Source organism: Epibacterium sp. ABV4_022, from assembly GCF_056159345.1.
Genome location: NZ_JBSWVA010000003.1, coordinates 29,549 through 41,110, shown reverse-complemented (window position 1 = coordinate 41,110; position 11,562 = coordinate 29,549). Strand labels below are relative to the sequence as shown.

11 protein-coding genes are annotated in these 11,562 nt (G+C 55.9%); 9 read left to right on the top strand and 2 right to left on the bottom strand.

Annotated elements, in window-relative coordinates; genetic code table 11:
• Positions 1-3 precede the first annotated feature (3 nt).
• From ACXAF5_RS19900 to ACXAF5_RS19860, 9 genes are all read left to right on the top strand, one after another.
• Positions 4-657, top strand: a complete 654-nt coding sequence (locus ACXAF5_RS19900) for a VirB8 family type IV secretion system protein (RefSeq protein ID WP_339718524.1) — start codon at positions 4-6, stop codon at positions 655-657.
• Positions 658-659: 2 nt separating this feature from the next.
• A complete protein-coding gene (locus tag ACXAF5_RS19895; RefSeq protein WP_040884169.1) occupies positions 660-1,355 on the top strand; it encodes a TrbG/VirB9 family P-type conjugative transfer protein in 696 nt (231 codons plus the stop codon).
• Positions 1,352-2,731: a TraB/TrbI/VirB10 family type IV secretion system protein gene (locus ACXAF5_RS19890; RefSeq protein ID WP_008327387.1), complete on the top strand. Its 1,380-nt coding sequence runs from the start codon at positions 1,352-1,354 to the stop codon at positions 2,729-2,731. The genes ACXAF5_RS19895 and ACXAF5_RS19890 overlap by 4 nt, the downstream gene beginning before the upstream one ends.
• Positions 2,732-2,735: 4 nt before the next feature.
• The gene (locus ACXAF5_RS19885) at positions 2,736-3,722 is read left to right on the top strand and encodes an ATPase, T2SS/T4P/T4SS family (RefSeq protein WP_008327389.1); all 987 of its coding nucleotides are present in this window, start codon (positions 2,736-2,738) and stop codon (positions 3,720-3,722) included.
• Positions 3,719-3,907 (top strand): hypothetical protein, encoded by a 189-nt coding sequence (locus ACXAF5_RS19880; RefSeq protein ID WP_008327391.1) that lies wholly within the window; start codon positions 3,719-3,721, stop codon positions 3,905-3,907. The genes ACXAF5_RS19885 and ACXAF5_RS19880 overlap by 4 nt, the downstream gene beginning before the upstream one ends.
• Positions 3,904-4,308 carry a hypothetical protein gene (locus ACXAF5_RS19875; protein WP_008327393.1) on the top strand — a complete coding sequence of 135 codons (405 nt, stop codon included), beginning with the start codon at positions 3,904-3,906 and terminating at the stop codon, positions 4,306-4,308. The genes ACXAF5_RS19880 and ACXAF5_RS19875 overlap by 4 nt, the downstream gene beginning before the upstream one ends.
• A gap of 6 nt (positions 4,309-4,314) precedes the next feature.
• Positions 4,315-5,394, top strand: a complete 1,080-nt coding sequence (locus tag ACXAF5_RS19870; protein WP_474947973.1) for a TrbL/VirB6 family protein — start codon at positions 4,315-4,317, stop codon at positions 5,392-5,394.
• 130 nt (positions 5,395-5,524) lie between these two features.
• Positions 5,525-5,881: a hypothetical protein gene (locus ACXAF5_RS19865; RefSeq protein WP_008327401.1), complete on the top strand. Its 357-nt coding sequence runs from the start codon at positions 5,525-5,527 to the stop codon at positions 5,879-5,881.
• Positions 5,882-5,910: 29 nt separating this feature from the next.
• Positions 5,911-7,032, top strand: a complete 1,122-nt coding sequence (locus tag ACXAF5_RS19860; RefSeq protein WP_040884141.1) for a DUF3800 domain-containing protein — start codon at positions 5,911-5,913, stop codon at positions 7,030-7,032.
• Positions 7,033-7,087: 55 nt separating this feature from the next.
• Here ACXAF5_RS19860 and ACXAF5_RS19855 read toward each other — a convergent pair whose 3' ends face one another.
• Entirely contained in the window at positions 7,088-8,590 is a 1,503-nt protein-coding gene (locus tag ACXAF5_RS19855) for an argonaute/piwi family protein (protein ID WP_083783314.1), read from the bottom strand.
• A complete protein-coding gene (locus ACXAF5_RS19850; protein ID WP_050771919.1) occupies positions 8,580-11,369 on the bottom strand; it encodes an SIR2 family protein in 2,790 nt (929 codons plus the stop codon). The genes ACXAF5_RS19855 and ACXAF5_RS19850 overlap by 11 nt, the downstream gene beginning before the upstream one ends.
• Positions 11,370-11,562 lie beyond the last annotated feature (193 nt).

Below are 11,562 nucleotides of genomic sequence, written 5' to 3'. Positions count from 1 at the left end.
CGCGTGGCGAGTGAACAGGAAATCATCGAAGAAGAGCTGGTCTATGGTGCTCTGCGCCGTGAACGCCTCTGGCAGCGCCTTGGGCTCATCGGGCTCATCTTCGGCATTCTCGGATGCCTGAGCGCGGCGGCTGTCGCGATCCTCGATGTCGATCCGCCGCCTGTGGTCGTGCCCTATGATCCCGCCACCGGCTTTGCCCTGCCCGAGGCTTCGGTGGGCGCGACGTCTGTCACAGCCAACCAGGCTATCATCGAGGCAGAAGTCTTCCGCTATGTGACCGACCGGGAGGTCTACAACCAGCTCGACAACGACCTGCGCATACGCAGCGTTCTGCGCCGCTCGGACGGGGCCGCCGAGAGCGGGCTGCGCCAAATCTGGAACAGCGCCAACGAGAATTACCCGCCGACCGTCTATGGCCCCAATGCCCGGCTCGACGTGGAAATCCTCAGCATCAACCGGATCGGCACCAACCGCGCCACGGTCCGCCTGCGCAAGCGCCTGACGTCTATCAATGGCGTTCAGACAGGCCTCTTCACTGCCACGCTTCTCTTCGAGTTCCGCCCCGAGACCCGCCGCTCCATCGATGAGGTCTGGACCAACCCCTTCGGCTTCACGGTCCTCGAATATTCCGTCCGCTCCGACAGATTGGAGAATTGAATTTGTTCCCTGCTCGACTTTTCATATTGCTGATTGCCCTGTTGCCCGGCCTTGCTTTCGCCGAAGCCATCCCGCGTGGCGGGCCCAATGACAATCGGGTGCGGCTGGCAACATATCAAGAAGGTCAGGTCTACCGCCTCAGCGTGTCGCTCACCCATGTGACCACGGTCGAGTTCGGGGAAGGCGAGAGCATCCGCTCGATCATCGCAGGCGACACGGAGGGCTTCGAGATCGACGGCGTGCCGGGCGGCCAAGCCTTCGCGATCAAGCCCGTCGCGCGCGGGGTGCATACCAATGTGACCGTCTATACCAACCGCCGCAGCTACTACTTCAACGTCCAGGAGACCCGCAGCCCGACCTTCTACGTGGTCCAGTTCCGCTACCCCGAAGACAATGCACGGCCCGCGCGGGCCATCGCGGCACAAGCGCCGAACTACAACTACGGGGCCAGCGCGCGGACCGAGTTCACCCCCACCCGTGTCTGGGATGACGGGACGTTTACGTATTTCGAATTCCCGCGGAACGCGCCGGTGCCCGCGATCTTCCGCTACGGCAATGGCCGAGAACGGACGGTCAACACGCAAGCCACCGAGGACGGCGTGATCCGGGTTTCCGGGGTGAACAGGCAATGGGTGCTGCGGATCGGAGACGAGGTGGTCTGTATCGAGGCCACACCACCTGCGGGAGTGGGATCATGAGCGATACCGAAAACGCGGACCTTGAGAAACGTCTCGCCGCCCTTGAGCAGGGCAAAGGCGCGAGCTCACCCCCTGCCCCGCGACGCTCGCCGCTGCTGGCTTTGGTCGTTGTCCTCGTGATCGGTGCCGGCGGTGCATTGCTCTATCTCCTGTCCCAACCCGAAGAAGAGGAGGCCCTGCCCACGGCCACGCCGGACGTATTTCAAAACGAAGGCGACGGGTTTGGCGCCATCGAAACCCTCCCCCCACCCGAGCCCGAGGTGGTGTTGGCAGCACCCGAACCGGTGGAACCCAACGCCGAGCTTCTGGCGCAGCTCGCCGCCCTTCAGGCCCAGATCGAGGAGTTGCGCAATGCGCCCGAACCCGTCGTCGAGGAAGATACCGCTGCCGCCGAAGCCATCGATGCGCTGACAACCCAAATCGCGGCGCTGCAAGCCGCGTCAGAGGCCGCGCAACAGCAATTTCGCGATGAGCTCACGGCGCGTGATCGCGAACTTGAGCAACTCCGCATGGACCTCGAACTTGCGCAGCTTGAGGCCAACCGGCCCCTTCCCGCGCCCATCGGCCCCACCGAGGACGAATTGCGCGCGCGGGAAGAAGAGCGGCTCCGCCGCGAGGAGGAAGCAAGACGGCTCGCGGAACTTGAACGCCGCGCGGCTGAAGAACGGGCGTTTCAAGAGCGCCGCATCACCTCGCCCACCATCGCCTTTGCCGGCACCTCCGGTGCAAATGAGACGCCTCTGACCGAACGCACCTTCGGCGAAGTGACAGATTTCGTACTGAACGGCGCGCTGCCCACTTCGGTGACGCAAGCTGAGGTCATCGCCAATCCGTCCAACACCATCAACCAGGGCACGATGATCCAGGCCGTCATGGAAACCGCTCTCGACAGTTCCCTGCCCGGCCAGACGCGTGCTGTTGTTTCCGAAGACGTGTTCAGTTTCGATGGCTCCCGCCTCCTGATCCCGCGCGGGTCCCGTCTCATCGGGCGGTATCGTTCTGGCGTCGATATCGCGCAGCGCCGGGTCACCATCGCCTGGGACCGGATCATCCTGCCTGACAATCAAACCATCCAGATCAGCTCCTTCGGGGGCGATGAACTGGGTCGTTCGGGTGTGACCGGCTTTGTCGACACGCGCTTTGATGAACGCTTTGGCTCGGCGGCGTTGATTTCTCTGATCTCCGCAGCGCCAAGCGCCGCTGCGGCAAATGTGCAGGACGAAACCGCCGCGGACGTGCTCGAAGACGTAGGCGATGATCTTGCCGATGCCACGGATAGTGTGATTGGCGACTACCTCTCAATCGGTCCCGTCATTTATGTCGACCAGGGGGCTCGCGTGACGGTGATGGTCGACCGCGATCTGGAGATATTCTGAGCCCATGTCGCTGAGCTATCTCCAAACCTCGCTTGATCGGATCGACGCTGCCGCCCGCGACGATGTCATCGAGATCTGCATCAATCCCGACGGCAGCTGCTGGGGCGAATTCCAGGGCGATCATTTCATGCGAAAGCTGGACCGGGCGTTGACCGCAACCGAAGTGAAAGACCTCGGCAACCAGATCGCCTCCTCCGCCAATACCACGATGAGCAAGGACCGCCCCATCGTCTCGGTCTCGATCACATACAAAGGGCGCCCGATCCGCGCACAGGTCATCACCCCGCCTGCCGTGATCTCGGCGATGTCGATAAGCTTGCGGTTCTTCTCAAGCCTGCCGCTCGACGGGATCGCGCTTGATTTCCTCTATGGCAAGGAGCGCAAGCTCGAAGAACTCCGCCTCGAGAAGACCCGGGAACTGCGTGAAGTGGTGGCCGCGGGCGTGATCGACGATGCGCTGGCCTTTTGCGTCGACAACAAGCTCAACATGATCGTCTCGGGCGGCACCTCCACCGGCAAGACCGTCGCCGCGCGGAAGATCCTCTCTCATGTGCCTGCAGAAGAACGTATCGTCACCATCGAAGAAGCCGCCGAACTTCTGCCGACCCAGCCCAATGCCGTGACCCTCATCGCCAATCGCGACGCGGAGTTCCAGACAGCCGACGTGCTGCTCACCGCAACGTTGCGCATGCGCCCGGATCGCATCATCCTCGGCGAGGTGCGCGGCAAGGAGGCTATGACCTTTCTGGAAGCCATCAACACCGGTCATGGCGGGTCCATGACCACGCTTCACGCAGAAACACCGCAGCTCGCCGTACAGCGTCTGGCCATCGCAGCGCTCAAGACCGAGATCCCGATGACCTATGCCGACATGATCCAATACATCGAAAATTCCATAGACGTGATCATTCAGGCCGGTCGACACGACGGCAGGCGCGGCATCACCGAATTCTACCTCCCCGGAACAACCGAGATCGGAGCTTACCCATGAGGACCTTTGAATATGACATCCTGTTTTTCCAGGTGAAGAAGCAAAAGGACTACGACGCGATGCGAAGCGCCTTGAATGAGCGCGGCGCGGAGGGGTGGGAAGTCATTACAGCTGAAGCCGGTGACTACGGCTATACCACGTTCTTGAAGCGCGAGACCGCTGATACGAAGGCAGCATCAGAATGATGCGAGCCGCTGCAATCGGAAGCCTGCTCGTCGCTCTCAGCGCAACCGCTGGCGTCGCTGAACGGAACCTGACCCCAACGCGCGATAACCCGCCAGATGTCTGTCCCGACCAGCCCCCAGAGCCACAGTGGATCCAGGACATCGATGTGCGCGGTTCCCACAAACGGCTCCTGATCCAACAGATTTATCGGGCACAGAGCATGCAACGCATCGTTGAAGCCCAAAGCTGCGAATGCCCCACGCGGTATCCGTCTTGGGAGGCTGCTGAAGGTGTCTTCGTCGAGCAATTCGCCGCATCTGAATACTGGGACATCGTGGAAGCGACGTCAGAATACCGACGGCAGGCTAATGAGCTTCGGCGCGAAGCCATCCCAATCTGCGAAGCTGCTGGAAACTGGTAGAGCTCCATGAGTGTCGTCACTTACTTCGTGGAAACGGCTGAAGGCTATCTCAATACCGCTGCTGAGACGCAATTTGGTGCGGTCGCCGCAACAGTCGGAACGATGCTGGTACTCGGCACCACGCTCGTTGTCATTCTGGTTTTCATCAACACGATCTACCAGTATCGCGCCATGAACGGGCGCACGGCCTTCTGGCTCGCCGTGAAAGTCGGGCTGATAGGCGCATTTGCAACCAACTGGGTGCAGTTCAACATCCTTGCTGCGGCGATCCTGAACGGGATCGACAGCATTGCCGGGTCGCTCGTGGCCTCAGTCGGCGGTGGTTCACCCGGCCCATCCGGCACCTTCGCAGAGGAGTTCGATGACCTGATTGCGGCGCTCGGGGACTATTTGAATGCCGCGGGGTCTGAACTGAACTGGATGGCCGGTGCCCTGTTGGACACCCTTGGGGTTTTGCTGCTCTCGATCCTCGGTGGCTTGGCGGCGTTCATCGTCGTAGCATCCAGGCTCATGATCGCTCTTCTGATCGGGATCGCGCCGGTCATGATATTCCTGACCCTGTTCGAAGTGACCAAGGATTATTTCGCGCGCTGGCTTTCGGCGCTGATTTCCTTTGCGATGTACCCGATCGTCGTCGCCGGCGTGTTCGCGACCATCACGGGTGTCTCGCGTGCGCTACTTGCTGAGTTGGGCGACCCGGAAGGCGCCTCCAACATCGGCGCGCTCATTCCGTTCTTCATGATGGTGCTGATGGCAAAGGGGTTCATCATCGCAACGCCCTTCCTGGTTCGGACGATCTCCGGCAACATCATGATGCCAGCACTATCGGCTGGGTTCGGGGGAAGCTATGCCTTCGCCAGAGGGCTTGCAGGTAGCCAACAGGTTTACAACCGATACGCCATCGGAGGTGCTACGGGGGCGGAGTATGCAGCGCTGCGTGCGCGCCAATTCTTCGGAGTGCAGGCCTTGCCAAGCCGACCCAATACTGCCGGAGGGCCAACCGCTGCTCCGCCCGGCGACGGGATCGGCACAGGAGCCCGAATGCTCGCGCAGCTTTCAAGGTTGGGTCGCCTCGGCAGGCGGTGACGGCCCAATCCGGTCTTTCGGCCCTACCAGTTTGGCTGCGTTGCCGCACACTCGAAGCCGATATCCACCGATGCCCCTTTCTTCATCTCGCTGGCATGCCTATCTCAAATTGAGACTATTGGAGGAATGAATGGCCTTAACAATGAATATGGACTCGGCAAAGGCCGAACTCTTACTCCGTGCAGCTCTATTAGATGATGCAAGTAACGTTGCCGAGCGACTTGCTGCTCTCAGCGCTGAAATCAGTGTCGACGATGATGGTGAAGCCTGGATATCCCTTGATATGGACCTTTGGCCGGAGGGCAAGGACTCACCCGAAGCTGAAGCCATTGGAAAAATGCTGTGGTTAGAAATCGAGTGGTCGTCGACATCCGGAACATTTCCTTTCGCTTGGCCTGGCCTTGGCGAACACGTCGACAAGACCAAAGACTACTTCAGAATGGTGCTTGATGCCTACGGTGGTCAAAAACCCACCGATAACGCTTAGGTGGGCTAAAATAGAAGGACGCCGATCAATTGTACTGCTATGTCGACGAAAGTGGAAATACTGGCAACAACCTGTTCGATACGGCCCAGCCAGTACTCTACTATGGGCTGCTCACCTCGAAAACAAACCTCGACGTTACTGCTGAGCCACTTCTCAAGGCACTGCGTGCTAGATTGGGTGTGGACCGATTGCATGCAAACGAACTGGGCGTTGCTCGACTGTCCGAAATAGCCACCGATCTTGGGCGTTTCGCATTGAAGCGTGACATCCGCTTCTCCCTATACAAGGTTGCAAAGCCAGACCATGCAATCATCACATTTTTTGACCAGGTTTTCGACGCGGGGCTAAACGAAGCTGTTCCATGGCCTCACTACTGGACCCCTCTACGATACATCCTCACATTCAAGGTGGCCCATCTCTTCGATGAGGAGACCGCAAAAGCTGCGTGGGCTGCTAGGCAAGAAACAAACCCAGCGAGGGCGGCAGAAGCGCTTCAAAAAATCTGCTCGAAGCTGCTTGAACGTATCCCAAGTTTGCCAGACACGCGTTCTCAAGAACTGGTCTCGGGAGCCCTGAAGTGGGCGGCCGCCAACCCGTATGAGATCAGCTATGGATCAGGCAACAAGGACAGCGCTCTACAGATTTCACCGAACCTAGTCGGTTTCCAACAAGTCCTGCAATACATCGCGATCCAAGCACGCAAGCAATCGAGGACCGTCCGAAGCATTGTGGTAGATCGTCAGACGCAATTTAACAAGGCACAGGCGGAGCTTTCAGATATCTATCGAAGACTTAGGGGTCACAAGCAAAGCATGGGCCCTGGCATGCCAGAAATGGACATGACGAATATGCCAGACATCCCTCCGAGGTTTTCTCCTGGCGATGAAAGTTCAGGCCTTGAATTGGTCGACGTAGTCCTCTGGGTTGCTAAACGCAACGAAGACGGTAAGCCAGTTTCTCCGGAACTTGCACAAATGTTCAATGCCTTCGCGAAGAGAGGAAGCACTGACGAGGTATCTCTTGCAGGCCTGGATCGACGATGGAGATTTCTCGTCGATCTTCCTGAGCCTGAAGGCCCGATGCCGGACGAATTGGCTGCCAAATTTGAGGAGTGGGAAAATGATCGAAAGAAAGCTGTGAGTGATTGTTGACACAGTTTTCATGGCGAAGGGTGAGGCGCGTTCAAGCTATGTAAGGTTCCGCGCGCTAAACAAAGTAGCGAAAAGATGTCTCTTCTGGATCCTCGTCACCAAACTCCGTCAAAATTCCTCCGACCCGTCTGGCAAACGACAACGTTATGGGATGCCTACCCTTCAAATCTGCCGTATTCCAATTCATACGCGTGAGGTTCAACGCGTCTCGTGCAGCAATTTCTAGGTTCTCCGATGTCACACCGCGTATCTCAACCGGCTGCGGAATATGCGGTCCGGGATAGGTCCCAACCTCCGGAATCAGCCCCGTTGTGTACAGAAACGTGCGAGTGTCATTGACTGAAAAAACAGTCCCAACTTTTGGCGGATAAGTTCCAAATCTGAATAGCCGCAAGGGACTGGGTGTCAGCGTAATCAGGCTAACGATTGGTATGTCGGCAAGAGCTTGTTGGAAGCCTTCACGCTCGTCGTCGTCGAAATCGCTTGTCTTGTGGACGACAACCCGTAGTGGCGCCGCACCCGTTCGAAGACGATACTCGGAAATAATCCGTTCTCCTAAGTCGAAAGCTTGTTCATAGGACAAGTGTACATTCAGCGCTTGTCCAGGTTCGACCGGAACTCCGCCTCCCCTAATCGCGAAACCTTCGCCGTCGCTTGAGAAGGCATGCGCGAGACTTGAGCGCACGATGTGAGATTTTGCCCTTTCAACGTGATGGAATGTAACCCCCACAAAACACGTTTGCGGACCTTCCGGCCTGAGTCGCCATGGCACCCCCCCAGACTTGTAGTACAAGCCCACGCTGAAGTTCCAAGCCCGGGTCGCAGGATCTTCGCTCTCGTTCGTTTCGTGAAGTAGTTTTCGTGTAACGATTTGAATCGGTAAGCGATACTTAAGAGCTTTGGCTTTAAGTGCGTTGTGTAGATCCCTTTTGATGAGATCGTCAGGCCCTTCTTCAACAGTTTCAAGTAAATCCAACAAGTCGAGTTGGCGAGACTTTTGCCTCTTTGCAAAACTCTTTGCGACGGCTTTGGCTTCGTCAGAGAGCTCCTTAGTCACGTTTCCTGCCCTTTCTCGCACGTCGGGAGGAATGCAGACCAAAACTATATCGGGGCGATTGATTTCGCGCGATGCAAGCTGTTTCAAGGCATCATCATATAGCCCCAAGACCTTAGTGAACCGTACCAGCGGCTCATCCGATCTTATCGCGTCAGCTATTAGATCCCGGCCTTCGGTACCGATCCTTATGGTCATCAAATCAGAAGTAACGATTTTCTTCCGAAAGACTGAGGAGAACCCGTCGAATGAGCGGCGAAGCTTGCTACCTTCGCGCAGGGCACCGATGCCATCTTCGCACCGGTCCAGCCATGCAACGGCACTATCAATTAGCTCGCCAGGTCCGACCAACCCAACCGATATTTTGTCCGGTCTTGCGCTTCCAAAACGCATATCGAAAGGCCCAGCTGATAGCAGTCCTTCCTTAAGATCAGACCCGCTAGCTGCACCGCCAAACTCCAATACGGGGGAAGGTAACTCTGATACAGACAAATCAATCGTCATCTTCATTACCCTCCGAAGATTCGGTTTGGTCTGCCAGTTCGTCATCTATCAGCGATGATAACTGATCAAGTTCCTCTGCCAGCTCTTGGAAATCATCAAACTCACCAACATCGTCTTCACCGAATGCGAACGCACTCTCCTGGTAAGAAGCCGTAGGAAGCCGCGCATGCATGCTGATCGTCGGCGCAAAGTCTTCTACCGTTGCGCCACCTGAGGGCCTTAGTGCAAACAGCTCGCTATTGCCTTCAGCAATCATAGACATCCAAAATGTTGCATCATTGTGAGCGTTGGCATTGAAGTCTTTCGCAGCTCGCTTGGTCGAAAGAGTGTTTGTCTTCTCGCGATTTATGAATTGTCCGTAGCCGTTCCTTGTGAAGGCATAACCGGATGTTAGAGCCAACGCCCAATCGGTGCCAAAGTCCATGAGCCTGAATTCCAGCGCTTTATGCTCGTACCAAAGGATGCTCTGATCTTCGCTCTTTCGCCTCGGACGAACTACGGTTCGCGTCGCCTTTTTAAGCCGTGCACGGTAAGTGATTTTTCGTTCTTCTTCGTCGTCCGTGCGAGTGTAGTAAGCCCGCTTATGTCGATGGTCGTAATAGAGTCCAATATTGCAAATGTGACCGACCACGAAGTCGTTAAGAAGTTTCACAAAGACGTTTCGACCGCCCTCATCGGCAACGAGTTCATCTAGCGAGATCGCCTCAATGTCGCCTGGATCAAAGGGGGTAAGATTTTTCTCAGAGAGGGACGCCAAATCGTAGAGTGTATAGAAGCGGCCATCAAAGACGTGCCCGGGTGGGCACGGCATATCGGCCTTTTTCGCGCTTTCGATGACACGCCAGGCGGCAGACTGAGTACAGCCCGCGTGCCAGATCATCTCTGGCAGATGTGAAAACGGAAGCAAGTTGGAGGCAAATCGAACGACGTCGCTCGATGCCGGAACCGCTGTTTTTGTAATATTGTCTATGGCTTCAGGGCGCGCTTCAATAACGACTTGGAAAGCCCCATTATCGGCAATTGTATCAAAGCTTGCAGTTCCGTTGTTGGCAACGGTTTCGCGCCAAAGATCAGAGAGACCTGATCCCGTATGATCCATCGCGCCACCACCATAGAAAAGGTCAGCGATGACTGGGTTACGGTAACCCTTTAGGTTGCGTCCGCCGTTCTTAATGAAGCTGTCGATCGATTGTTCACCAAGTTTTGTTGCTACTTCTGGGACCAACCCCCCAGGGCTTGTTGCGACAATTCTGTTGGGCGTGACAGAGACTTTTACTGTCTCAGGTTTGCTGTAGTCACGGTGAGCAAGCGAATTTACCACCATCTCTTTGATCGCCAATGGCGAGTATGATCGGACCTGCCTTGAGGTCTCTTCCTTCAATCGAAAATCGTTGTTCACCTTAGACAGAACGTCCAATAGAGCGTCCAGCTGCGCCCAAAGCGACCCTGAAACGGAAGACGTCATTGTTGCCGTGTCTTCACCTTCGCTCGTAAAGTCGACGTCATCACCAAAGCAATCTATCAGCCATTCTCGCGGCCCGCTGGCTTCAAATTCAATGGTGGCAGAAGGAACGTGCCGTTCAACCGATTTACCAAAAAGCAGAACACCGGCCAAAGTCGGTTCTCCGCCATCCGGTGTTGATCTAATGAGATTGAAGGCTTCGGCAGTTTCCAAAGTCCACCCTTCTTCATAGGAATCGGGCGTCCACTGCTTCAGGAACTCACTGTATGCCTTTAGTCTCGTGAACATGAAGACCATGTCCAAATCATCCAAGCTCGCACCGTTACATGGAGACATGTCATTTAAGGGTACGAGCGTACTAGAGGAGGATGTAGGAACTGCTGGGCGAACACCTTCCTCCCTCAAATGGCCCCAAAGCTCTTTCGAGAAGAGCTGATCAAAACCTTGAATTGGAACGGTGGTGAAGTTGCCTCCGAGGCTGCTAGCCAACTCTTTGACTTTCGGAGCCAAAGCATCAGCACCGTCCGCTGAGCGAGTACACCAGTAGATCCCATGCGGAAAAGAGTGCGCCGAGGAAATTTGGCTCAGAAACAGGTTATCCATTACAGACTGTTCATTGCCACGATATCCAACCACAATGATCGGATGATCCATGAGCATCGGCTGAATTCGATCGACAATCTGAGGGTCGAGCGTTCGAACTTCTTCGTCAAGGTTCTTGTCAGTATAGTGGTCAACCGACCCGTGAAGGTATATTAGTTGAGGGTCCCTCGGCGAAGACGAGAACATAACCAGGTCTGAAGCCGTCTTAATGGACGTAATCTGGTGTGGTCGGCCGACCATGTTCTTTGCCTTTTGTAGGCACTCATCAAAGTTGGTCGTAAGGATCGTCGTTACCCATCGTTGGTGGAGTATTTCGGCTAGGCCTAGATAGCCTTCACGAGGGTCAACAGCTGGATTAATCAACGCCTTGAAGAACTGACGGCGATCTTCTGAGACGTTCAGCAGGTGCTTGACAGCAGATGGGTAAAGGTCCGCCAGGTTCTTGTCCTGATCGAACCAGTGTTGCTTAAGCAACCATGGCCAGTAACTTGCCCGTGTCACCGTTGGGTCATCTATCGACCGATCATTTTCAAGACACCATTTGAATTTGACCATAAGCTCAACTGCAGTACCCGCCGCTGGAACACCGGACGTCACAGAGGCACCAGCACCGATCAATATGATTGGCTCTGGTTTTGAGCGGAGCAGCGTTCGGAGCCTGCCTGCTGTAGTAATGGGTATCGATCCTTTGGGATCGTTTCCAACAATGGACATCTAGAAGAATCTTTCGACCTTGTCTCGACGACCTCCATTATATAGCGAATGCGGTTGGAAATCACACCAGATGTGGGAAAATTTGTTCGGAGAAAATAATTGTCGGGAATTTAGCAAGATTCGTTTTTCTCCGAAGTAACGAATGCGCAATCAATGTCCGCTTTGCCGAATTCCGTGAGATTTGCTGACCCCG

What these genes read in the sequence shown, in the direction of transcription:
- ACXAF5_RS19850 (WP_050771919.1), bottom strand. Translation starts at nt 11,369, where the DNA reads ATGTCCATTGTTGGAAACGATCCCAAAGGATCGATACCCATTACTACA.
- ACXAF5_RS19880 (WP_008327391.1), top strand. Translation starts at nt 3,719, where the DNA reads ATGAGGACCTTTGAATATGACATCCTGTTTTTCCAGGTGAAGAAGCAA.
- ACXAF5_RS19890 (WP_008327387.1), top strand. Translation starts at nt 1,352, where the DNA reads ATGAGCGATACCGAAAACGCGGACCTTGAGAAACGTCTCGCCGCCCTT.
- ACXAF5_RS19865 (WP_008327401.1), top strand. Translation starts at nt 5,525, where the DNA reads ATGGCCTTAACAATGAATATGGACTCGGCAAAGGCCGAACTCTTACTC.
- ACXAF5_RS19885 (WP_008327389.1), top strand. Translation starts at nt 2,736, where the DNA reads ATGTCGCTGAGCTATCTCCAAACCTCGCTTGATCGGATCGACGCTGCC.
- ACXAF5_RS19875 (WP_008327393.1), top strand. Translation starts at nt 3,904, where the DNA reads ATGATGCGAGCCGCTGCAATCGGAAGCCTGCTCGTCGCTCTCAGCGCA.
- ACXAF5_RS19855 (WP_083783314.1), bottom strand. Translation starts at nt 8,590, where the DNA reads ATGACGATTGATTTGTCTGTATCAGAGTTACCTTCCCCCGTATTGGAG.
- ACXAF5_RS19870 (WP_474947973.1), top strand. Translation starts at nt 4,315, where the DNA reads ATGAGTGTCGTCACTTACTTCGTGGAAACGGCTGAAGGCTATCTCAAT.